This is a genomic window from Paraburkholderia domus, from assembly GCF_905220705.1.
Classification (GTDB): Bacteria; Pseudomonadota; Gammaproteobacteria; order Burkholderiales; family Burkholderiaceae; genus Paraburkholderia; species Paraburkholderia domus.
On record NZ_CAJNAT010000014.1, the window covers coordinates 1 to 22,677 of the forward strand.

Below are 22,677 nucleotides of genomic sequence, written 5' to 3' on the forward strand. Positions count from 1 at the left end.
ACAGCTCATGTTCACGGTGATCCCGAAGTCGCATCCCGCTGACAGCGATCTGATCCACGCCTTCATTAACCATTCGCTTGATGCCGGCGTGCAAGGCCGCATGGCTGCCGATGTGCTGAACGGCCCGGTCAATTCGAAAGCGGTGATTCCCGCCGAGAGCCGCGCGTTCGTGCCGAGTCCGAAGCAGATCGCCGAGAAAGCGATCCTGCATGACGACAAGGCGCTCGCTGTCGTGCAGCCGGCGTGGATCAAGCGCTACACCGAGATCTTCGCAGCATGAACGCGATGCTCGCGCGCTTTTCGCGGCGTGCTTCGGCCGCGTCGGACGTGGCGTCAGATGGTGCGTCGGATGCGGGTTCCGGATCGCCCGGCACCGCATCCGGCGCACCGGACAAGCAGGCGTCCACGGCGCTCGCGAAAGCACGCCCCTGGCTGCTGCTCACGCCGATCCTGCTGTTTCTCGCCATACTCTGCGCGGCAGCGCTCGTCGTGCTGCGTATGAGCTTCGGCACGCAAGGCAACGAATGGCATGGCTTCACGCTGCAGAATTACGCCGATCTCCTCGACGGCTATTTCGTGAAGTCGTTGTGGCTCACGTTAAAGCTCGCCTTCCAAAGCATGATCTGCGCAGTGCTGCTGGCTATTCCCGTCGCTCTGGCGATGGCGCGCACCAAGTCGCGGCTGGCGCGGCGGCTGTTGCTGGCGGGCGTGCTGCTGCCCTTGCTCGTCAATCTGCTGCTGCAAGGGTATGGCTGGCTGATCATTCTCGGCCCGGCTGGCCTGCTCAACCACGCGCTGCTCGGCAGCGGCCTCGTCGAGCGTCCGGTGATGTGGCTGTACCGCGAACACGGCGTGTTGCTCGGCTTGATTCAGACAGCGTTTCCGCTGGCCGTGCTGCCGTTGTCGAGTGCCATGCGGGCGGTCTCGAGCTCGTATGAAGAAGCCGCGGCGACGCTCGGCGCCACGCGCTGGCAAACGCTGCGTCACGTGTTGCTGCCGCTCGCCATGCCCGGTCTCGTGTCCGGCGCCCTGCTCGTGTTCGCGTATAACGCCAGCGCCTTCGCGGTGCCCCTGCTGCTCGGCGGCCGCCGCGTGCCGATGCTCGCCGTGCTGGTCCACGACCAGGTCGCGCCCTTGCTGAACTGGCCCGCCGCTTCCGCTTCAGGTGTCGTATTGATGATCGCCACGCTCACCGTGATGGCGCTGTCGCAGCGACTCGTGCGCCGTACGCAACGTCTCGCCGAGGAGTCTCACGCATGAGCACGCCAATTCAAACTCCGCGCCTGACACGCCCACCGCGTTTGCCACGGTTGCCGATGACCATGCCCGGCCAGCTCGGCAAGGCCACCGCGCTGCTTGCCGCAATCGTGCTGTTTCTCGCCGCGCTGCCGATTCTGACGATGATCACGATGTCGTTCAGTGCGGCCGACACGCTCGAATTCCCGCCGCACGCCTACGGTTTGCATTGGTATCGCGCGGCGTGGCACAGCTTCGTCTCGCCGGATGCAAGCGACTCGCTCTCGATGGGCGCCGCGCTCAGCACGAGCCTGATCGTCGCGCTCTCGACGATGGTCATCGCCACGCTCGTCTCGGTGCCTGCCGCCTACGCACTGAGCCGCTACCGCTTTCGCGGCAAACCCGCGGTCGAACAACTGGTGGCGTTGCCGCTCGTCTATCCGCTGGTGATGCTCGGCTTGTCGTTGCTGTTGGTGTTCAACGTGCTGCCGGTCGAACTCGGTGTATTTCGCCTGATCATCGCGCATGTGATTCTGGCGCTGCCGTTCACCGTAAAAAATTGCGCGGCGTCGGTGGCTTCGATCGGCCCTGAGTTCGAGGAAGCGGCCTGCGTGATGGGCGCGAGCCCGAGCCGCGCGCTGATCGACGTGATCCTGCCGCTCATGCGCCCCGGCATTCTCGCCGGCATGCTGTTCGCCTTCATCATCTCGTTCAACGAATTCACGGTGACCTTCTTCCTGTACGGCATCGACACGATGACGCTGCCGGTGTGGCTTTACAGCCGCACGGTGTCGTCGCTCGATCCGACCGTGTTCTGTTTCGCCGTTTTCATCGTCGCGATCGACTTCGCGCTGATCTGGCTGCTCGAAAAGCTGATCGGCGACGAAGGGGTGGCGCTTTGACCATCCTTTCGATTCGCGCTGTGCTGATGTCTTTTTGCTGGAGCATTCGATGACCCATCTGACCTTGCAGGCTGTGACCAAGCGCTTCAACACGGCCTATGCCGTCGACAGCGTCGATCTGAGCGTGCCCGACGGCAAGCTGGTGTGCTTTCTCGGGCCGTCTGGCTGCGGCAAGACCACGCTCTTGCGGATGATCGCCGGGCTGGAAACGCCGAGCTCAGGCGGCATCAATTTTGCCGGCCGCGACATCACGCATCTGCCCGCCAACCAGCGCGACTTCGGCATGGTGTTTCAGTCGCTCGCGCTGTTTCCGCATATGACGGTGGCGCAGAACGTCGCGTATCCGCTCAAGCTGCGCAAGACCGCGAAAGACGCGCAAGCGCATCGCGTCGCTGAATTGCTGGAACTGATCCAGTTGCCGCATATGGCGAACCGGCCGGTCACGCAACTCTCCGGTGGCCAGCGGCAACGCGTGGCGATTGCGCGCGCCATTGCGTCGCAACCGAAATTGCTGCTGCTCGACGAACCGCTCTCCGCGCTCGACGCCAAGCTGCGCGAAGCGATGCAGGTCGAGATCCGTTTGCTGCAACAGCGTCTGGGCATCACGACGATCATGGTCACGCACGACCAGCGCGAAGCGATGACGATGGCCGACGAAATCGTCGTGATGGAGAAAGGCCGGATTGCGCAAGTCGGCAAACCGCTCGATATTTATCGCGATCCGGTCAGTGAATTCGTCGCGGACTTCATCGGCCTGGGCAACATCCTGCCGGTCACCTACGACGGCGCGGGCGGCGTCAGTCTGCCGGGCGGAAGGCGCATTGCCGTTGTGCAACCGGCGCGGGTGCCGGAGTCGAACAGCGATATCCGTCTGCTGATCCGGCCGGAAGACGTGTGCGTCAAATCGGCGAGCGGCGATGCGGGACAAAACAGGCTCGCGGGCACGGTGACTTTTATCCGCGACGTGGGGGCGTCACTCGAAGCAACGATCGATTGCGCAGGTTTCACCCTGACTGCCGCGACCACACCGCGCGAAACGCCGGGGTTGACGCTCGGCATGCCGGTGTTCGCGGAATTGCCACCGCACGCGTGCAAACTGATTGCCGCCCGCGCGGCTCGTTGAAACGTTCACACTAAAACCCATTCCAATACCGAGTTTTCGACAGAGGAAAGACCATGAATCAGCCTCAAGTTGCCCAATCGAACGCACGCCGCGTCTTCGCCACTCTTGCCGCGACGCTCGCCTTCACCGGCCTCGGCGCACTAGGCGCCTTCTCGTCGGCCGCGCATGCCGATGCGCTAGACAACATCGCCAAATCCGGCACGGTGCGCATCGGCGTATTCGAGGACTACCCGCCGTTCGGCTCGATCGGCCCGGACATGAAGCCGATGGGCTACGACATCGACGTCGCCAACCTGATCGGCAAAGCGCTCAATGCCAAGGTCGAACTTGTACAGGTAACCGGCGACAACCGCATGGCCTACCTCGCCGATCACAAGGCTGACATGCTGCTTTCAGTCGGCCAGACACCGGAACGCGAAAAGGTGATCGACTTCTCGCAGCCTTACGCGCCCTATTACCTCGCCGTCTTCGGTCCGAAATCGCTGCCCGTGAAGAACGCCGCCGACCTAGCCGGCAAGTCGATTTCGGTCGCGCGCGGCACGCTGGAAGACCTGAGCGTGACCAAGATCGCACCGCCCACGGCGAACATCAAACGCTTCGACGATCCTAACGGCGCAATTTCGGCGTTTCTTTCTGGTCAGGTACAGTTGATGGTAGTCGGCAACGACGTCGGCGCAACCATTCTCGCGCGTCATCCCGCGAACGATCCCGAGCAGAAGTTCTCGCTGTTCAGCTCGCCGGATCACGTCGGTTTGAACAAGAACGAGCCGCGTCTGAAGCAGAAAGTCGACGAAACGATTGCCAAGGCCCGCAAGGACGGCACCATGAACGCGATTTCGCAGAAATGGCTGCGTGCGCCGCTGCCGGCCGACCTCTGAACCTTGTATGCGTGGACCGGCTTGGCCGGTCCGTGCCGGAGTTTGACCTCACGATGAGCGCCACGCCATGACCTATGCGTTCGATTTCAGCGGCTTCGGCCTCTATGCGGGGTTGCTCGCGCGCGGCGTCGCCGTCACGCTGGGGCTCACCGCCGTGTCCACCGTGCTTGGCGGCCTCGTCGGCGTTGGCGGCGCGAGCATCGCGGTGGCCGGCCCGAAGTGGGCGCGCTGGGTGGTCGCGACTTACGTCGAGTTGATCCGCAACACGCCCTTCATCGTGCAGTTGTTCTTCATCTTCTTCGGCTTGCCGAGCCTCGGCATTCATATCGACGAAGTACAGGCCGCGATTCTGGCGATGACCGTCAATCTCGGTGCGTACGCGATCGAGATCGTGCGTGCCGGTATCGATTCGATTCCGCGCGGCCAGGTTCAGGCCGCGCAGGCGCTCGGCTTGCATGGACGGCAAGTTTTTCGCTACGTCGTGCTGCCGCAGGCGGTCGCCAACGTGTTCCCCGCGTTGTTAAGCCAGGTGCTGATCGTGATGCTCGGCTCGGCGGTGGTCTCGCAGATCTCGGTGCCCGATCTGACCTACGCGGCCAACTTCATCCAGTCGCGCAACTTCCGCTCGTTCGAGAGCTACGTGATCATTACCGCGACGTATCTGGCGTTGTCGATCGTGTTGCGGCAACTCATGAACCGGCTCGGCCGCGGCCTCTTCGCGGGCCGTGTGGCCCGCGGCGGCGGCAGCGACAGCGCGCCGCGTAACTGGCGCACCCGCCTGATATGGCGCGGCGCCCGCACTCTGCCGACGGAGCGTTGATCATGGTCGAATTCACGCTGTGGGACATCGCCCGCAATCTGTTGCTCGCCGCCCGCTGGACGGTGTTGTTGTCGCTGATCGCGTTTGTCGGCGGCGGCATTGTCGGGCTGATTCTGCTGGCCATGCGCGTGTCGCCTATGCCGTGGCTGCGGCGGATCGTCGTGGTATATGTTGAACTGTTTCAGGGCACGCCCTTGCTGATGCAGCTGTTTCTGGCGTTCTTTGGCCTGCCGCTGCTGGGTGTCGATGTTTCGCCCTGGATGGCCGCTGCCGTCACGCTGACGCTTTATACCAGCGCGTATCTGGTCGATATCTGGCGCGGGTGCGTGGAAGCCGTGCCGCGTGGTCAGTGGGCCGCGGGTGCAAGTCTGGGCATGACGTTCAGCCAGCAATTGCGCTACATCATCTGGCCACAGGCGCTGAAGATCGCCGTGGCGCCGACGGTCGGCTTCCTCGTGCAGGTGGTGAAAAGCACGGCGCTCGCGTCGATCATCGGCTTCACGGAATTGACCAAGACCGGCACGATGATCACGAACGCCGCGTTCCGCCCGTTCCCGATCTACGGCATGGTCGCGATGATTTACTTCGCAATGTGTTTCCCGTTGACGTGGTATGCGCGCGTGCTGGAGAAGCGTGCGAAGGTCGGGCAGCACCGCTAGCGTTTTCTGCAGATCCGCAAAAAAAGCGGCAACCGTTTTGCACGGTTGCCGCTTTTTTCGTTGTCAGCCCGATGTTTCTATCGAGCCGCTTGCGTCGATTTTCGCAATTTCGCCACGTCGCCCGGCGCGACGGCCAATCCACCGTTATTCCACCCGGCCCGCACGAAGGTCAATACATCGGCGATCTGCTGGTCGTTGAGCACCGGCGCGTACTTCGGCATCGGATACGGCGCGGGAATGCCGCCGATCACCAGGTCCCCCGTACCATTCAACGTCACGTTGATCAGCGACGACGGATCCTTCTCGAGCACGTTCGGATTTCCGGCCAGAGGCGCCAGCATCGGCGCAAAGCCGCGTCCATCGACGCCATGGCAGTGCATGCAATACGCCGTATAAACGCGCGCACCGGCATTGTTTGCGGGACGGTTCAGCGACACCTTCGTCGCTTGTGGATCGTACGTGTAGGGCGGGGCGCCACTGCCGCCCGCCGGCGGTAATGACTTCAGATACGCGGACATCGCGGCGATGTCGGTGTCGTTCATGCCCTGCGTGCTGTTGTTGATCACGCTGGTCATCGAACCGAACGCCGACGCATGGCGATTGGCACCGGTCTTCAGGAACGCCTGCAGATCCTGATCGTTCCAGCGACCCAGGCCGACGTTGTGCTCACCGGTCAGGTTCGCCGCGAACCAGCCGTCGAGCAGCCCGCCGGTCAGGAACGCGCTGCCGCTTTCATCCAGCGCCTTCTCCTGAAACGCGATGCCGCGCGGCGTATGACACGAACCGCAGTGCCCCAGGCCCTGAATCAGGTACGCACCACGATTCCACGCGACATCCTTGCCCGGTTTGTCCTGATAGACGCCCTTCTCCAGGAACACCATGTTCCAGAACTTCAACGGCCAGCGCATATTCAATGGCCATTTGATGTCCGGCTCGCGGTTCGCCTGCTGCACCGGCGCCACACCGCTCATGAAGTACGCGTACAACGCTTTCATGTCGTCGTCGTTGACCTTCGCATACGACGGATACGGCATCGCCGGATACAGATTGTGGCCGTCTTTCGCGACACCTTCACGCATCGCTGTCGCAAAGTCCTCTTCCGTGTAATTGCCGATGCCGGTTTGCTGATCCGGCGTGATGTTGGTGGTGTAGATCTGGCCCATCGGCGTGGTCATCGGCAGGCCGCCCGCGAACGGCTTGCCCTTCGGCGCCGTATGACAGGCGACGCAGTCGCCGACTTTCGCCAGATAGGCGCCGCGCTGCACCAGCGCCTGATCCGCTGCTTGCGCCGGGGCTTGCGTCAGGAACGGCAACGCCACGCACAGCGCCGCACTGAAACCCTTGAGTGTGCTTTTCATGTTGGGCTCCAGTCAGGCGGTTTGAAGTTGGCTGCCGACCGGCAAGTGCCGCAGCCGCTTGCCGGTGGCCGCGTATATCGCGTTCGTCAGAGCGGGCGCGAGCGCCGCCGTGCCCGGTTCGCCGATACCGCCCGGCGCCTCGCTGCTCTTCACAATGTGCACCTCGATAGGCGGCGTTTGATCGATCCGCAGCATCCGGTAGTCGGTGAAGTTGTTCTGCTCGACGCGGCCGTCCTTGATCGTGATCTCGCTATAGAGCGCGGCCGTGATGCCGAAGATGATGCCGCCTTGCACCTGCGCTTCGATCGTGTTCGGATTCACCACCATCCCGCAATCGACCGCGCACACGACGCGCTTGACGGCCACCTCGCCCTGATCGACCGCGACGTCGACGACGATCGAGAAGAAGCTGCCGAACGCATGCATCACCGACACACCGCGTCCTTGGCCCTTCGGCACCGCACTGCCCCAGTTCGCCGCTTGCGTGGCGGTATTGAGCACGTTCAGCGCGCGCGGGGTTTTGCCGAGCAGATCCTGACGGTATTTGACTGGATCGACTTTCGCTTGCGCGGCAAGTTCGTCGATGAAACTCTCGACCACGAAGGTGCCGCGCGTCGGACCCACGCCGCGCCAGAATGCGGTGGGAACGGCATGCGGTTCCTGGCGCACATAGTCGACCAGCTGATTCGGCAGGTCGTACGGCAGGTCCGCTGCAACTTCCACGGCATCGGGGTCGAGCCCATGCTGGAACGCCGGCGGCGCAAAGCGCGCCATGATCGACGAGCCGACAATGCGATGCTGCCACGCGATCGGCTTGCCGTTCGCGTCGAGGCCGGCCGAGATCTTGTCGTAGTAGTACGGCCGGTACATGTCGTGCTGGATGTCTTCTTCGCGCGTCCACAGCACCTTCACCGGCGTCGACACCTGTTTGCCGATCTTGACCGACTGCGTGACCATGTCGAACTCGAGCCGCCGGCCGAAGCCACCGCCAATCAGATGGTTGTGCACGACGATCTTGTCAGCGGGCAAACCGGTGACGGCAACCGCTGCGTCCACCACCCGCGTCGGCACTTGTGAGCCGAGCCAGACGTCGCAGCCGTCGGGTCGCACGTGCACCGTGCAGTTGATCGGCTCCATCGTGGCGTGCGCGAGAAAGGGCTGCTGATACACGGCGTCGACACGTGTTTTCGCGTTTGAAAACGCGTTGTTCACGTCTCCGTCTTTACGCGCCACCGCACCATTGCGCTGCGACGCATTGGCGAGATCATCGACGATCTGCTTCATCCCTATCTGCGCGCCCGCGCCTTCGTTCCATTTGATATCCAGCGCCTGCAAACCGCGTTTGGCGGCCCACGTGTGGTCGCCGATCACGGCAACCGCGTTATCGAGCTTGACGACCTGGCGCACACCGGGAATCTTCTTCGCGTTGGTATCGTCGACGCTGGCGAGCGTGCCGCCGAACACAGGGCAATTCGCGATGGCCGCGTAGACCATGTCGGGCACGCGCACGTCAAGTCCGAACATGGCGGTGCCGTCCACTTTCTCCGGCGAATCGAGGCGCTTGACCGCGGTGCCGATCAGCTTGAAATCTTTCGGGTCTTTCAACGGCACGTTCTGCGGCGCGGGCAATTTAGCGGCGGCGTTCACCAACTGACCGTAGCTGACGCTGCGATTGCTCGCCGCATGAATCACCTGCCCGGCTTCTGCATGACAGCTTGCCGGATCGACTTGCCATTGCTGCGCGGCAGCACTGATCAGGACGGTGCGTGCAGTCGCGCCGGCACGGCGCATCGGCTCCCACGCATAGCGGATCGACGTCGACCCACCTGTGAGCTGGCCGCCGAGCAGCGGGTCCATGAAGAGCTTTTCGTTCGGCGGCGCGTGATCGAGCGTGACCGAGTCGAGCGGCACTTCGAGTTCTTCGGCGATCAGCATCGGGATCGACGTGTAAACGCCTTGTCCCATTTCGACCTTCGGAATCACCAACGTGACTTTGCCCGCCGTGTCGATCTGGATGAAGGCGTTCGGCGCGAACACGCCGTTTTGCGGCGCCTCATCCCCATCGCCTCCGATCACTGATTTGCCGGCCTCCTGATCCTGACTGACGGCCGGCATGCTGAAACCTAGCAGCAGGCCGCCGCCGGCTGCCGCGCCGATCGTCACGCCGAACTTCAGAAAGGTGCGGCGCGAGATACTGCCTGCGCCGCCCTTCGACGGCCGCGCGCCGTTTTGCGCATCGAGCAATCCCCGGGACATGTCAGGCCCCCTTCGCGGCTTGCTTGATCGCCGCGCGGATGCGGTTGTACGTCCCACAGCGGCAGATGTTGCCGGCCATGGCGGCGTCGATATCCGCGTCAGTGGGATTGGGATTGCTCGCGATCAGCGAAGCCGCCGACATCACCTGCCCCGACTGACAGTAGCCGCATTGCACCACGTCCAGCTGACGCCACGCCTGCTGCACCTTCTGCCCGGCCGGCGTGCTGCCGACCGCTTCGATGGTGGTGATTTTCCGGTCGCCGACAGCCGCCGACGGCAGCACGCACGAGCGCACTGCGACGCCATCGAGATGCACGGTGCATGCGCCGCATTGCGCAATGCCGCAACCGAACTTGGTGCCGGTCAAGCCGACGAGGTCGCGTAAGACCCACAGCAGGGGCATGTCGGGCGGCGCGTCGACCGTATGAGTCTGGCCGTTGATGTTGAACGTTGTCATGGGCGGCTCCGAGTGGGGTTTATTGTTTATCAGGCGGCTGTTTAGACAGAGACGTCGAACCAAAACACAAAGACTTGCCGTATTTATTCGACAAGTCGTGCTAATACGCAATGCGGCTACAGCTCAATGAGTTCAGTAGATCATGCGCAGCGCGAGTGCGCTGGAAAAGACCGGGAAATTGTAGCCGTGGATAAAGAAGTTCGCCGACAGCGTGCCCATGTCCGCATGCGTGTCCGCGACAAAAAAGATGCAGCCGCAACCCTTTCTGGAAGTGAAACGAGATTCAAATCAATGCGTTACCATTGCCGCATTGGTTTGATCTGATGCACTTCGCGTACGCGTATCATTCTTATTGGTGCATCCTCGAGCGATTTTGTTAGCATGGATCTGGTTTGACCCGATCGCCCGGTTTGATCCGACATGACTATCCGAAGGAGCGGCACGATGAACGACCAGCAATGCACTCAATTCCTCTCGGAAATTCGCAGACCGCTGTTGGCACTGCATAAGTCGATTCTCGATCACGAACGCGCGTCGTACGAAAAGGAATTCGGCCCCGTGACGCCGGCAGCCTTTCTGCAAGTGCTCATCAACGGCTCGGGGTTCCGCTGGCTCACGCCGCTCTCCACCGTGATCGCGAACGTCGACGAGATTCTCGACGACAAGGAAGCGGAGGCTGCCGATCGACTCGCCGCAGCCGAAGCAATCTCCGGCCTCTTTTCTCCCGACGATCCCGACAACGCGTTCCTGCCGCGCTACTTGCCACTCCTGCAAGCCGACCCGGCGATCCTGCATCACCACGGCCAGGTCTCGCAATTACTGCGCGGCATTGAAGCGAAGTAGCCGGCTGCGCGCTACTGCGCCAGCTTCGTTGGCGCTGGCTGGACGTCGTCGCTGTTAATGCGCGGCAGCGCGACGTCCGGTCATGGTTGTGCCTTCGGCTCCCGAATTCGCTCACCATTGCAAGACGCGAATTTCGATCGACCCCGCGTCGTCCCGGTGAATACCGAGTCGAGCCGTCCTCGACGATTACCAGGCTTTACGAATCCAGCCAACACAACGACACCTTATTTCAAGGTGATTTATGCTCGTTTCGTAATAGTGCGCTGTGCCTGCACCGCTCACCGATCAATCCGACGATGTAGTGTCTGACAATTTTTTGAATTTGCCTGGCTTTGCTGAATAAAACAAAGGTGAGCTTTTGCGGGAGGCGCTCAGAAGACGCTACGAAAAGCCGATCAGCGCGCTTTGGAGCACCCTGCTAAGGTAAGCAGACTTTCTCGCGACGCTCACCGCTATGCAAAACTGGCCGCTTCCCGAAAGCTATACGTTCCGTAATCAAACCGTGCATTTTCGCGTGACCGGCAACGGCCCGCCGCTGGTGCTGGTTCATGGCACACCGTTTTCTTCGTATGTGTGGCATCGCATCGCCCCACATCTCGCGCAAGTTCGCACCGTCTATTACTACGATCTGCTTGGCTACGGCCAATCCGAGCAACGCGACGCTCAGGACGTCTCGCTCGGCGTGCAGAACGTGCTGCTGGCGGAATTGCTCGCGCATTGGCAACTGACGAATCCGGATGTCATCGCGCACGATTTCGGCGGCGCGACTGCCTTGCGCGCGCATCTCATCGACGGGTGCGACTATCGCAGCCTCACGCTGATCGATCCGGTCGCCGTCGCACCATGGGGTTCGCCGTTCGTGCAGCACGTACGCGAACACAGCGCGGCGTTCGCCGGGCTGCCACCCTATATCCATGAAGCGGTAGTGAAGGCCTACGTGCGTGGCGCCATTGCCCGCGACATTCCGGACGAGGAGCTCGCGCCTTATGTGACGCCGTGGCTCGGCGCAACGGGACAAGCCGCGTTCTACCGCCAGATCGCCCAAATGGATCAGCGCTACACGGACGCGGTCGAAACACGTTATTCGCAGATGCGTTGCCCGACGCAAATCCTGTGGGGAGAAGAGGACCAGTGGATTCCGCTCGAGCGCGGCCGGCAACTGGCGGCGGTCATACCTGAGGCCCGCTTCCAGTCGGTGCCTAAGGCCGGTCATCTGATGCAGGAAGATGCCCCCGAAGCGATCGTCGCAGCGGCGCTGCGCTGGTTCGATTGAAAGCGCGCAGCCGATAGCCGTTCGGTTCAGTACTCAACCCGGACGCATGGATGTGACAAAGCAGCGAACCCGGCAAATGATTTACCGGGTTCGCTGCTCGTTTGGCGTTGGCGAAAATTCGCCGGCTAATGCTAATGCCTAGCCGCGGCCCTGCGGCAAATACGGCATCGGATCGATCGGCTTGCCGTCATGGCGCAGCTCGAAGCCCAAGGAGACGCGCGAGTTATTTTCGTCGCCCATTTCGGCAATCTGCTGACCTTGCCGCACGATGTCGCCGATTTTGACCAGCAGCTTGCGGTTATGCGAGTAGGCGGTCAGAAAGTCCTTGTTGTGCTGGACGATGATCAGACTGCCGTAGCCATTCAGACCCGTACCGGCGTACATCACCTTGCCGTCGGCCGCGGCCCGCACCGGATCGCCCGGCTTCCCGCCGATTTCGATGCCGCGCGTTTCGCCCGGCTGGAAAGCCTCGACGACGCTGCCGCCCGCAGGCCATGCCAGCGACACACCGTTCGCATGCCGGGAAGTCTGCTGCGCGACTTCGCGCGCCTCGGCGGCGCTTGGCGCGGCTGATTGCGCCGTTGCCTGCGTCATGGTTGCCGCCGGCGCCTGCTGCGCGGCGAGCGGAGCAGCCGGCGCGGACGCCGCGGCAGCTTTCGCAGCGGCCGCTGCCGCGTTCGCCGCATTGACCGCCTGCACCGTTTCCGGCGACGCGACGCGCAACACCTGCCCGTGCTTCAACCGTGAGGAAGACTTGAGGCCGTTCCACGCCTGCAACTGCCTGACACTGCAATGATGATGCTGGGCGATGCGTGCCAACGTGTCGCCACGCTTGACGCGATACACCAAAGGCGGCGACTTTTTAAGCGGCGTGCCGTCGTTAGCGGCGAGCTGGACCGACGTACCTGCAACCGCGTCGGAGGCTGGCGCTGCAACCACCGTCGGCACACCGGACGCAGCCGATGCCGCGCCAGTTTGCGCGCCCTGCTGCCCCACATTCGCGCAACCGCTTACCGTCAGAGCGACCCACACGCCAGCCAGACTGGCCATCATTGTTCTGTCGAAACGCATTCCCAACATATTCGACTCCTGCTTTTTATTGGCGGCCCGGGTGTTGCCCTGTCGCGTGCGATCCGCGCGTTCTGTCGAAGCGCTGCTTTCTTTCGCGACACAGCGAGGCCGCCTCGTGCGGCGCCCACCCATGCCCTGCCGTCCAACCCAACCCCGTTCGTCTTGCCAGACGCCCGATACGCCATTCCCAATAACAGGCGAACTTCCGCGAAAAGGGCCAGATTGCCGATTAAAATTCACGCGGAATTGTAAAGTGCGTTTTGCAAAAAACGCCCCGCCCCACACACTCTGATACAACCCTTACGCACGGTGTTGCAGACACAGTTGCGTGTGCAACCAGCAAAGACTTGTCAACGGTTGCGCCACCGGGCGACCGGACGGCAACGTTTGCTTATCGGCAGAACGCTGCGAAAACTTGAATTGCTGGTACTCGAGACGGCGAGCGAGGAGGGAGAAATGCGTAGGCGAGCGGACGGGCAGGCGTCCGCCCGGCTCGCAGCGACCGGCTTGAGCTAGCTGTAGTTATGACCTTGATACAGCACGTAGCCGACCGGGTGATGAGTGAAGTGCAGCACCGGCAGAACGGGATTGTTGTTGTCGGCGGTGGGATAGGCGCTGGCTTGGGCAATGTATTCGCCTTGCGCCTCGATCGGCTGCCCGACTTGCAGTCCGGGGATGGCCTGCGCGAGCCCTTCGCTATCGCCATAGCGCACGGCGACGAATACTTCGGTGCCGACGAGGTTCTGCGTGCCGCCTTCGAACTTCACGACGGTGTCGATCTTGATGACAAATTGCTGGTGCTCGGCGGCGTGGTGAAACTCAGGGCTGAGGAACACCTTGCTGATCGTGCCCTGTACGCAAGCCAGCGGCGCGCCCAGCGAATGAGGGTCACTATGATGAGGAAGCGTCTGCGTTGCGAGATTACTCATGAAGTCTCCGTGAAGGGCATCAGATTGATCTACGGCGAAACGTAGCGCGCGCCGCCGGGCGGCAGCGGCGCGATACCGTTTGAGCAGCCCATGACGCGTGAGTTCATTGCGTGTCATTCACAAGCGAAGCGATGAATCAATCTGCGCAGGCGCAAATTATTGGCCTGGCGGTCTGCCGGTCTGCCGGTCTGGTGGCTTAACGGCCAGCACATAAAAAAAGCCGGTGCCCTTATCGGCACCGGCTCTTTCTTACGTAACGATCAACGCCCTACTTCCAGCGTCCATCGCGTGGCACGCTTTAACGCAACGCTTTCACCGCATCCGCCGTCACGTCGGCAGCCTGGCCGCCGTACGTTGCACGCAGATAATTCGCGAGCTGCGCGAGTTCCGTGTCGCTGAGTTGCGTGGCGAAGCCAGGCATATCCTGCATCCGCTCGAGACCCGGGAAATCCTGCGCGCCGATGCCGTCGAGCATCGCCACGATCAGGTTGTGCGCATCGCTTTGCCGCACCGTCGAGTTGGCATGCATCGGCACCGCGACGTGCGGCTTGCCTTCACCGCCAAGGCCGTGACAACCGGCACACACCGCGAGATACACATTGCGCCCCGCCTCGAGTTGCGCGGCATCGGCGGAGACCGACTGCAACGGCTGTGGCGCCGGCGCCTGATCGCCTAGCAGATACGTCGACATCGCGCGCAGATCGTCATGCGTCATGTACTGACTGCTCAGATGCACGACCGGATACATCTCGCCGAAGGCGGAACCTTGCGGCGCGATGCCGGTGGCGAAGAACGTCTGCAGGTCCGCAGCCGTCCAGCCACGCGCCGCCAAACCATGCGGCGTGATATCCGGTGCGGCGATCCGGCCGAGCGCCGCACCCGTCAACGGCTTCGCGCCGTCGAGCTGACCGAACTTGCCGCGCGGGGTGTGGCATTCGGCGCAATGGCCGAGCGCGCCCGCCAGATAGCGTCCGCGATTCCAGTCCGCGGTTTGCCCTGTCGATGCGTCCGGTAACGTGTCCTTCAGGAACACCCAATTCCAGAAGCGCACACCAAAACGCATGTTGAACGGGAACGACAGTTCGGGCTCATGGTTCGCCACTGCAGCCGGCTTCTGTGTCATCAGATACGCGTAGATCGCATCGCTATCCGCGCGCGACAGCTGGCGGTAGGACGTATACGGCATTGCCGGATACAACTGCTTCGTCGGCGAAACGCCGTCGTGCAGGGCCTTGTACAGATCGTCCGCGCTCCAGTTGCCGATGCCGTGGTCCTTGTCCGGCGTGATGTTGGTGCCGTAGAAAGTGCCGAACGGCGAGGCCAGCTTCACGCCGCCGGCGAACGGCGCGCCATCCGACGTGGTGTGGCAGGCGGCACAGTCGGCGGCTTTGACAAGGTAACGGCCGCGCGCGAGCGGATCGGCGGCGGTGGATTGCGGCCCCAACGCGGCCGCTGCCTGCATCGCAGCGGCGGAGTCATCGTGTTTGCCGCAAGCACTCAGCAAGGCAGCCGTGCCGAGCAACAGCAGCGCGCGACGCAAATTCATCGAGCGGTTCATCATGCGGCGTCCTTTACGAGGCCGGGTGTCGTCATCACGACTTCTTTCACGGCTTCGTAGTAGCGCACGTAGCCCGTGCAACGGCAGATATGGTCGTTCAGCGCTTCGGTGATGGTTTGCTCGACCTTGTCTTTGGCAATCGGTTGACGCTTCAGACGTTCGATCAGCACGGTCGCCGCATTGACGAAACCGGGCGTACAGTAGCCGCACTGAAAACTGAAGTGCTCAAGAAACTTCTGCTGGATCGGCGACAGTTCGACGACCTCGCCGGCTTCGTTGCGTTTCGCGTGGCCTTCGATCGTGCGGATGGTTTTACCATTGAAGAAATTCGCGCCCGTGATGCAGGTGCGCACTTCTTCGCTGGTGCCGTCCGGCTTGTCGACGATCACGACGCACGCGTGGCAGATGCCCTGGCCGCAGCCGAGGCGCGAGCCGGTCAGGTGCAGATACTCGTGCAGATAATCGATCATCATCAAACCGGCGGGCAGGTCGGTCGGGCCGACGATCTCGCCGTTCACCTTGACCGACACCGGCAGCGTGCGGAAATGCGTCAACGGACGCTCGACCACGGTCGCGGCCGGCGCGCTGGCCGGAACGCCGGCAGACGAGGCAGCGGCAGCAGCACCGGAGGAGCCGGAAGCGGCAGAGACAGCGCCGGAAGCAGCAACGGCGCTGGCCGTGTTAGCGCCGCCCGCGGCGCTGGCGGGAGTTTGAGTGGGGGCCGTCATGCGAGCACCTTCTGAATACGTTGCGGGGTGACCGGCAGGTCGGTAAATCGATGGCCAATTGCGTGCGCGATACCATTCACGATGGCGCCGACCACCGGAATCATCACGACCTCGGCGATGCCCTTCGGCGGATCGGTCTCGGTCAGCGGCGGCAGCACTTCACCGGTCTGGGTCCAGACGGCGACGTCAGTCGCGCGCGGCAAGTGGTAGCGGTTGAAGTTCCATGTGCCGTTGCCCGGGCCGTCCTCATAGAGCGGCAAATACTCGTGCAGCGCATGGCCGATGCCCATGGCGAGGCCGCCTTGCAGTTGGCCCGATACGAGTTGCGGTGAAAGCTGATTGCCGCATTCCATGATCGAGTGATGCGCGAGCAGGTCCACCTTGCCGCTCACTTCGTGCACCGACAGTTCGACCAGCGTGCCGACCGCGCTGTAGTACGTGACCGCCGCGTTGTTGCGCTGAACCGGCGGATAGAACACGCGCTGACGGTCGAGCACGCGGTAGCTGTTCGTCGTGGTTTGCAGCTTCGTTTTATCGGCCGAAGCGTTGTCGCCATAGCGAAGCGCGAGCCCGTCGAGCGGCAGACGTTCGACGCTGCCGTCGATCTCGAAGTCCGACTCAGTCCATTGCCAGCGATTGAACACGTGCACCGTCGCGCCTGTTACCAGACCCAACTCGTGCGCCTTCTTCGCGAGCTGTTCGAACGGCAGCGCTTCGAGCCCCGCCGCGGACAGCTTGCCGTCGACCCAACGCGCGTCCTCGATGCGCACCACCAGCGGCGCGGCTTGACCACCGCCGCCACCCTGGCTCCAGATCGCCATCGCCGCCGGCCACAAGCCGTGCGAGAAGACGACCCGTGCTGCTTCGCGCGTGCTGTGCGTGAAGTAGAAGGCGGAATTCGTCGCGCTCGACGGCGACGCATAACCCGGTGACCAGCGCGGATTCGAGGCCAGCTTGTCCTGGTCCGCTTGCGACATCATGTACGGATCGCCGCTCGTGACGACCGGCAGATCGGGCCAATCGGTGATCGCGACATGCACGTCGGTGGCCGGCATGCCGAGCCACTTCGCGACCGCGACGGCCTGCGAGGTCGACATGCCGGTGCCGATTTCGGCAGCCGTATGTTGCAGGCTGATCTTGCCATCGGCGCTGAACTCGACCTTCGCAAACGAGGTCTCCGCACCCGTGCCGAAGTCCTTCTGCACACACGCAAAACCGACGCCATAACGCTTGCCCGGATTCGCGGCTTCGAACTCGGCTTTACGCTTCGTGCGATTCACCCACAGCGGATGAACCTTCGCTTTCTGCAACACATCGTCGACACGAATCGCGCCGGCGGGCACCGCGCCCTGGGTGTTCTTCATGCCCGAGCGCAGCGCGTTTTTCAGGCGGAAGTCGATCGGATCGACATTCAGCTGCGCGGCGATTTCGTCGATCATCATTTCGGTCGCGGCCATGCTTTGCAGCGTGCCGTAACCGCGTGCCGAACCTGCGTCGATTGCGCGCGAGGCGATCGCCACCGCCGAGAGATCGTTCTTCGGAAAGTAGTAGATCGATTGCGCGGCCGTCGCGCCGACCATCGCCACCGACGGCGAGAAGTTGCAGCGACCGCCGCCGTCCGCTTGCATCGCGGCCGTGAACGATTGCAGCAGACCCGTGTTCTTATCGACCGCGATCCGGTAGTTCATCTTGAACGCGTGGCGTTTCAAGGACGTCTGGAACTGCTCGTAGCGATCGTTGGCGAGACGCACCGGACGGCCGTCCGCATACATCGCGCAGACGAGGCCATAGAACGGCACGTTGAAGTGGTCCTTCGAACCATAGCCGACGGTGTAGCACGGGTGAATGAACAGGTTCTTCACCGGGAACGCGCACTTCGCGACCATGCCCGCGGCACTATCGGCGACCTCGGACGGCGCCTGGGTCGGCACGACCATGTGCAGCGATTGCGTCGCGGCGTCGTACCAGCAGTTCGCGTTGTCGGGTTCGAGCGCGGCCGTGTCGATCGACTGCGTGTTGTACTCGCGCTCCATCACAAGCCAGTCCGCCGACGGATGATCCAGTTCCTGCTGGATCTGTCCGGCATGGAACATGCCCTGCTCGTCGAGCTTGCCGTGTTCGACGCCGTCCGGCCACACCGGCTGATGCTTACGCATCATGCTCGGGAACACCGGCGCATCTTTCAGGCTGGAGAAGATGTCGTCGTCATACGGCGTCTTGCCGCCGACGCGCACGAAACGGAACGTGCCCCACGGATCGCGTTCGAGCGGCCCGCTTTGCGCGCCGTAACGGATGATCTGATCCTGGAACTTCAGTTTGTCTTTCGCGAAACGGAAGCGCGCGAAGTCGTGATAGATCAGGATCGCGACCGCCTGGCCGAGATACGCGGGCGTCTTGCCCGGCGGCAGCAACATGTCGTCGCCATAGAAGGCCGGGAAGATCAGGCCGTCGCGCGTCAGATCGTCTGCCGTCACCACACGGTCAGGCTTCAGTTCGTCGCCGAGCAGCGAGAGATCGAAGCCTTCGTAGCTGCGGTCGGCTTGCGTCGTGCGCAGGATGAAAGCGTGCGACTGCTGTTGCGGCCAGTGCGGCATGTCGGTGGCGCGGACGTCGCGCGCGAACACTTTCGAGCCGGTCACTTTGGCGATCCCGTCGATACGGAATTTCGCCTGACCGTGTGTCGCATCCCACTGAACCGGCGTCAGAATTTTGTCTTCGAACAACGCAGCGAATGCGCGGCTGCCCATCGGCGCGATATACACCGACACACCCGCCAACACGCTGGCCTTCAGAAAACTACGACGCGAAAGGTCGAGTTTCCCCATGGACTTCTCCTTTAGTGAACACAGCGGCAACCCGATAGCAGGACGGACGCGGAACACAGGCCGGCGCGGCCGCGTACTAGATTACACGCGACGGACCTGCGCTGGACTGCTGTAAACCACGAGGGAGGTGTTCGAACCGCGAGCGCTTACGTGTGCCCGGGCATGCAGGCGACGTGCAGCGGACATCACGTCGGCGATGCCGCAGTCGATCTGATTTACCTTGAACTGCAGTGAGTTGCCTTTTCCCTGCCCTACAGAGGGCAAGGGGCCGGATTATCTCGCTGTTTAGACACACGGTGCGTCATTTTTTGTCTTCTATCGCGAAAATAACGGATCGGGTATGGACCGCTATAACAGCGGGCTTATAACGCTCAACTAAGCACGCAAGATCGTGATGCCCAATGCCTCGAACGGCACGGTAAGCGCCTCTGGCGTGGTCCGCTCAACGACGATCGTGCTGGCCGCCGACACGTCCGCAATCTTGTAGGCCGACGCCGCATTGAGTTTTTCCGCCGACGCCAGCACCACCGTTTCCGCCGCATGTTCCGCGAGCGCGCGCTTGACGTAAGCCTCCTCCATATCGCCGGTGCTCAAGCCCGCTTGCGGATGTACGCCGGTCACGCCCATGAAATAGAAGTCGGCGCGAATATGACTGAGCGCTTCGATCGCCGCTGCACCCACGTTGACCATCGAATGCCGGAACAGGCGCCCGCCAATCATGATGATCTCGAGTTCCGTATGCTCCGCCAGTTCGACGGCAATGCTCGGGCTGTGCGTGACGATCGTCGCCCGCAAGTCGCGCGGCAGGTGACGCGCCAGTTGCACGGCAGTCGTGCCGCCGTCAATGAACGCAATCTGCCCGTGCGCGATCATGCCCGCTGCCGCCCGGCCGATCGCCGCCTTCGACGCCGATTCGATGCGCTCGCGCCCGGCAAAATCCACCGCCGCCGGCGACGCCGGCAACGCACCGCCATGCACGCGCTGAAGCTGCCCCTCGGCGGCGAGTTCGCGCAAATCGCGCCGGACGGTGTCTTCGGAGACGTCGAATTCCGTGCTCAGGGTTTTGGCAATCACCTGGCCATCACGCTTGAGCGCTTCAAGAATCAACTGTTTTCTTTGCGATGTGAGCACGGTGGGGGTCCTGGAAGCAATTTGGCAAACTGCACGAAATTTCTTGTTTTTGCACGATGCTGCACGATACCATGAATTGTGCGCGGTGCGGACCGCGTTTCCCAACAGGACAGGATGCAAACCATGAACGAAATTGCCGGCCGGGTGCGAATCGTCGACGTGAAAGTGCTTTCGGATGACTGGTACGTGCTGAAGAAAATCACCTTCGACTATCAACGCGCGGACGGCAGTTGGCAACGCCAGAGCCGCGAAACCTACGATCGCGGCAACGGCGCAACGCTGCTGCTCTACGACGCGCGCCGCCGCACGGTGGTGCTGACCCGGCAATTCCGTCTGCCGGCTTTCGTCAATGGCCATCACGGCATGCTGATCGAGGCGCCGGCGGGGCTGCTGGAGGCGGCCTCACCTGAGGAACGGATTCGCGCTGAAGTCGAGGAGGAAACTGGCTACCGCGTGCACGAAGTGCGCAAGGTATTCGAAGCCTTCATGAGCCCCGGTTCGGTGACGGAAAAGCTGCACTTTTTCGTCGCTGAATACGATCCGGTGGCAAAGGTCGGCGCGGGCGGTGGAATTGCCGACGAAGGCGAAGATATCGAGGTACTGGAACTGCCGGTGGACGAAGCACTGGCGATGATCAAGCGTGGCGAGATCGTCGACGGCAAGACGATCATGTTGTTGCAGTACGCAAAATTGAATCTGTTCGACGCCTAGGCGCCGGCTCACAGGTCGTTCGGCTGGATCAACGGTGGCGGGTATGGGCGCTTGCCCGAAAAGTGGCGAGCGCCCGGCTGCCTCTATGGCTGTTCTGTCAGCGGCCCAACTGCGAGCCAGGCATTTCAGACTGATCCCACGCGACGTTGGGAAAAGGCCGATATGTTGAAGAACATCAAAAAAATATCCTTACGGGTCCTTTTAAAGTCTGCCTCGCTGTCAAAGCGATACAAGTTTTTAAACGGGACAACTATTTCCGTCAGCATATTTTTTACTTCGTCAGCTTGATCGAGCCGGCGGATGATTTGAGGTTTAAGTGGATTCTCTTAATTCAGCGAACAGATTCATGGGTGGCATCTTTTTCGGCACCGTGGTCGCTGCAGTCGTCATGGTGTTGCTGTGCAACGCCGGTGAATTTTCGCCGTTTATAGCGAAGCTGCATGCTTTGGAGCAGGTCGTCCTGACCGCGCTCATCTCCCTCGTTATCGTCGATTCAAAGCCATTGGCCTATAAGACCGTCTGGCGTGACCGCCGCTGCAGTTTCGTACTCGATGAAGATCTGAGCGCGACTATTCGCGGCCGGACCTTTGGCATTCCTGCTGGCGTAGTAATCGGGATTCTGATTCAGAACCATGTCATGAACTGAACCGGCCGCGCCCGCCAGACGTACGCGACCGGCATACCCTGCTGCCCCTAGAACTTATGCCGAATCGCCGCGCGCACCACGACCTGCTTCGACGTCGATGACGGCGACTGGGTGCCGGGCGTGAAAGCATCGTCCAGAATCGAGTAGGTGGAGTCGCCCGTCACCTGCTGATACTCGCCCTGAATGTACACATCGGTACGTTTGGACAGGTTGTAGTCCGCCATCAAGCCGAACGAATGAATTTTCGGCTTCACGCCGCCGCTCGAGGCGTCGTAGGTTTCCATCGTGTAGACGTACTGCGCGCCGACGAACAGCATCGGCGAAATCTGATACTTGCCGTTCACTTCGAAGTTCTGATACTTCAGCGAGTTCAACAACACGCCCGGTGGCGCGAGCGGCATCACACCGAGATAGCCGTTGCCGGTCGGGTCCAGATAGTTCGAGTTGGTGTACACGAAGCCGGCAGTCGCTGGGCCGAACGTGTAAGTGATGCCGCCGCCGAACACGCGCATGCGGGCGGCGATAAAGCTGGCGTCGTTCGCGGTGATCGCGCCGGTTGAGCCGTTGCCGGGATTGTCGGCCTGCAGATACGCCGCGGCCACCAGCAGCCCGCCATAGGTGTACTGGCCGCCGAAACTGTACGCGCGATTGTTGGCAAAGTTGGTGTCGTTGCTGAAGCTGTAGACGCCGCCGAACTGGAAGCCCGAGAGCGACGGGCTGGTGTACTTGACGCTGTTGTCGAGACGGAACGAGTTGTCGGTGTTGTCGTTATCGTATGGATGCGAGAACAGTGCACCGGCCCAGTTGCCGTTAGCCGTAGTCTGCGCCAGATAGTCGACCACCGAGTCGTACTGGCGGCCGAATGTCAATGTGCCGTACGGCTCCGAACTCAGGCCGACGAAGGCCTGGCGGCCGAACATCCGGCCGCCCTGGTTGAGCCGTCCTGAACTGACGTCGAAGCCGTTTTCCAGCTGGAAGATTGCCTTCAGGCCGCCGCCCAGGTCCTCGGCGCCTTTCAGGCCCCAGCGGCTGCCTTGCGCATAGCCGCTCGCAAGTTCATAGACATGGCCGCGGCCGACATTGTTGGTGTAGTTGATGCCTTCATCGAGTACGCCATACAGCGACACACTCGTCTGGGCGAAAGCAGGCGGGGAGAAAATGGCTAGCGAAGTGGCGGACAAAGCGGTGGAGACAGCCAGCGCGAACACTTGCTTGTTCATGATGATCTCCCTGAGCTCGAGCAATGGGACAACTCGATCCGACCGCTTTCTTT

The 22,677-nt window shown here is 62.0% G+C and carries 21 protein-coding genes and 1 pseudogene; 12 read left to right on the plus strand and 10 right to left on the minus strand.

All coding sequences use genetic code 11. The annotated features are described in order from the left end of the window. The 7 genes and pseudogenes from KHO31_RS22235 to KHO31_RS22265 form a co-directional block, all read left to right on the plus strand. A pseudogene (locus KHO31_RS22235) lies at positions 1 to 280 on the plus strand (ABC transporter substrate-binding protein); the annotation flags it as partial. Next, the gene (locus KHO31_RS22240) at positions 277 to 1,260 is read left to right on the plus strand and encodes an ABC transporter permease (RefSeq protein WP_201085421.1); all 984 of its coding nucleotides are present in this window, start codon (positions 277 to 279) and stop codon (positions 1,258 to 1,260) included. The pseudogene KHO31_RS22235 and the gene KHO31_RS22240, both read left to right, overlap by 4 nt. After that, positions 1,257 to 2,138: an ABC transporter permease gene (locus KHO31_RS22245; RefSeq protein ID WP_201078280.1), complete on the plus strand. Its 882-nt coding sequence runs from the start codon at positions 1,257 to 1,259 to the stop codon at positions 2,136 to 2,138. Before KHO31_RS22240 ends, KHO31_RS22245 begins: the two co-directional genes overlap by 4 nt. Positions 2,139 to 2,187: 49 nt before the next feature. Next, positions 2,188 to 3,261 (plus strand): ABC transporter ATP-binding protein, encoded by a 1,074-nt coding sequence (locus tag KHO31_RS22250; protein ID WP_211624187.1) that lies wholly within the window; start codon positions 2,188 to 2,190, stop codon positions 3,259 to 3,261. Between the two features lie 53 nt (positions 3,262 to 3,314). After that, a complete protein-coding gene (locus KHO31_RS22255) occupies positions 3,315 to 4,139 on the plus strand; it encodes a transporter substrate-binding domain-containing protein (RefSeq protein WP_201085420.1) in 825 nt (274 codons plus the stop codon). Positions 4,140 to 4,206: 67 nt separating this feature from the next. Continuing rightward, entirely contained in the window at positions 4,207 to 4,959 is a 753-nt protein-coding gene (locus KHO31_RS22260; RefSeq protein ID WP_201085419.1) for an amino acid ABC transporter permease, read from the plus strand. A 2-nt stretch (positions 4,960 to 4,961) separates the two neighbouring features. After that, a complete protein-coding gene (locus tag KHO31_RS22265) occupies positions 4,962 to 5,618 on the plus strand; it encodes an amino acid ABC transporter permease (protein WP_201078273.1) in 657 nt (218 codons plus the stop codon). Between the two features lie 77 nt (positions 5,619 to 5,695). Here the strand turns inward: KHO31_RS22265 and KHO31_RS22270 are convergent, their stop codons facing one another. From KHO31_RS22270 to KHO31_RS22280, 3 genes are read right to left on the minus strand one after another with little or no spacing between them, the layout of a single operon-like run. Beyond that, positions 5,696 to 6,976, minus strand: a complete 1,281-nt coding sequence (locus KHO31_RS22270) for a c-type cytochrome (RefSeq protein ID WP_201078271.1) — start codon at positions 6,974 to 6,976, stop codon at positions 5,696 to 5,698. Between the two features lie 12 nt (positions 6,977 to 6,988). Continuing rightward, positions 6,989 to 9,232 carry a xanthine dehydrogenase family protein molybdopterin-binding subunit gene (locus tag KHO31_RS22275; protein WP_211624189.1) on the minus strand — a complete coding sequence of 748 codons (2,244 nt, stop codon included), beginning with the start codon at positions 9,230 to 9,232 and terminating at the stop codon, positions 6,989 to 6,991. 1 nt (position 9,233) lies between these two features. After that, complete coding sequence (locus tag KHO31_RS22280) at positions 9,234 to 9,689, minus strand: (2Fe-2S)-binding protein (RefSeq protein ID WP_201078267.1); 456 nt, start codon at positions 9,687 to 9,689, stop codon at positions 9,234 to 9,236. 126 nt (positions 9,690 to 9,815) lie between these two features. Between KHO31_RS22280 and KHO31_RS22285 the strand changes: the two genes are divergently transcribed. The 3 genes from KHO31_RS22285 to KHO31_RS22295 all read left to right on the plus strand — a co-directional run bounded on the left by KHO31_RS22285 (position 9,816) and on the right by KHO31_RS22295 (position 11,805). Next, complete coding sequence (locus tag KHO31_RS22285; RefSeq protein WP_201078265.1) at positions 9,816 to 10,013, plus strand: hypothetical protein; 198 nt, start codon at positions 9,816 to 9,818, stop codon at positions 10,011 to 10,013. Between the two features lie 120 nt (positions 10,014 to 10,133). Next, entirely contained in the window at positions 10,134 to 10,532 is a 399-nt protein-coding gene (locus KHO31_RS22290) for a hypothetical protein (protein WP_201078264.1), read from the plus strand. Between the two features lie 454 nt (positions 10,533 to 10,986). Beyond that, complete coding sequence (locus KHO31_RS22295) at positions 10,987 to 11,805, plus strand: alpha/beta fold hydrolase (protein WP_201139031.1); 819 nt, start codon at positions 10,987 to 10,989, stop codon at positions 11,803 to 11,805. Between the two features lie 138 nt (positions 11,806 to 11,943). Here the strand turns inward: KHO31_RS22295 and KHO31_RS22300 are convergent, their stop codons facing one another. The 6 genes from KHO31_RS22300 to KHO31_RS22325 all read right to left on the minus strand — a co-directional run bounded on the left by KHO31_RS22300 (position 11,944) and on the right by KHO31_RS22325 (position 20,047). After that, on the minus strand, positions 11,944 to 12,885 hold the full coding sequence (locus tag KHO31_RS22300) for a peptidoglycan DD-metalloendopeptidase family protein (RefSeq protein ID WP_201078260.1): 942 nt from the start codon (positions 12,883 to 12,885) through the stop codon (positions 11,944 to 11,946). Between the two features lie 503 nt (positions 12,886 to 13,388). Then, positions 13,389 to 13,805, minus strand: a complete 417-nt coding sequence (locus KHO31_RS22305; protein WP_201078258.1) for a hypothetical protein — start codon at positions 13,803 to 13,805, stop codon at positions 13,389 to 13,391. Between the two features lie 298 nt (positions 13,806 to 14,103). Next, a complete protein-coding gene (locus KHO31_RS22310; protein ID WP_407945955.1) occupies positions 14,104 to 15,363 on the minus strand; it encodes a c-type cytochrome in 1,260 nt (419 codons plus the stop codon). Continuing rightward, positions 15,363 to 16,091: a (2Fe-2S)-binding protein gene (locus KHO31_RS22315; protein ID WP_201085414.1), complete on the minus strand. Its 729-nt coding sequence runs from the start codon at positions 16,089 to 16,091 to the stop codon at positions 15,363 to 15,365. Before KHO31_RS22315 ends, KHO31_RS22310 begins: the two co-directional genes overlap by 1 nt. Next, positions 16,088 to 18,916 (minus strand): xanthine dehydrogenase family protein molybdopterin-binding subunit, encoded by a 2,829-nt coding sequence (locus KHO31_RS22320; protein ID WP_211620583.1) that lies wholly within the window; start codon positions 18,914 to 18,916, stop codon positions 16,088 to 16,090. The genes KHO31_RS22315 and KHO31_RS22320 overlap by 4 nt, the downstream gene beginning before the upstream one ends. Before the next feature lie 375 nt (positions 18,917 to 19,291). Continuing rightward, positions 19,292 to 20,047, minus strand: coding sequence for a DeoR/GlpR family DNA-binding transcription regulator (locus KHO31_RS22325; RefSeq protein WP_201078250.1), 756 nt, complete (start codon positions 20,045 to 20,047; stop codon positions 19,292 to 19,294). 123 nt (positions 20,048 to 20,170) lie between these two features. Here KHO31_RS22325 and KHO31_RS22330 point away from each other — a divergent pair, with 123 nt between their 5' ends. After that, the gene (locus KHO31_RS22330) at positions 20,171 to 20,758 is read left to right on the plus strand and encodes an NUDIX domain-containing protein (RefSeq protein ID WP_201108695.1); all 588 of its coding nucleotides are present in this window, start codon (positions 20,171 to 20,173) and stop codon (positions 20,756 to 20,758) included. Between the two features lie 346 nt (positions 20,759 to 21,104). Next, entirely contained in the window at positions 21,105 to 21,404 is a 300-nt protein-coding gene (locus KHO31_RS22335) for a hypothetical protein (protein ID WP_236071394.1), read from the plus strand. Between the two features lie 47 nt (positions 21,405 to 21,451). Here the strand turns inward: KHO31_RS22335 and KHO31_RS22340 are convergent, their stop codons facing one another. Beyond that, the gene (locus KHO31_RS22340; protein WP_201078244.1) at positions 21,452 to 22,624 is read right to left on the minus strand and encodes a porin; all 1,173 of its coding nucleotides are present in this window, start codon (positions 22,622 to 22,624) and stop codon (positions 21,452 to 21,454) included. Between the last annotated feature and the right edge of the window lie 53 nt (positions 22,625 to 22,677).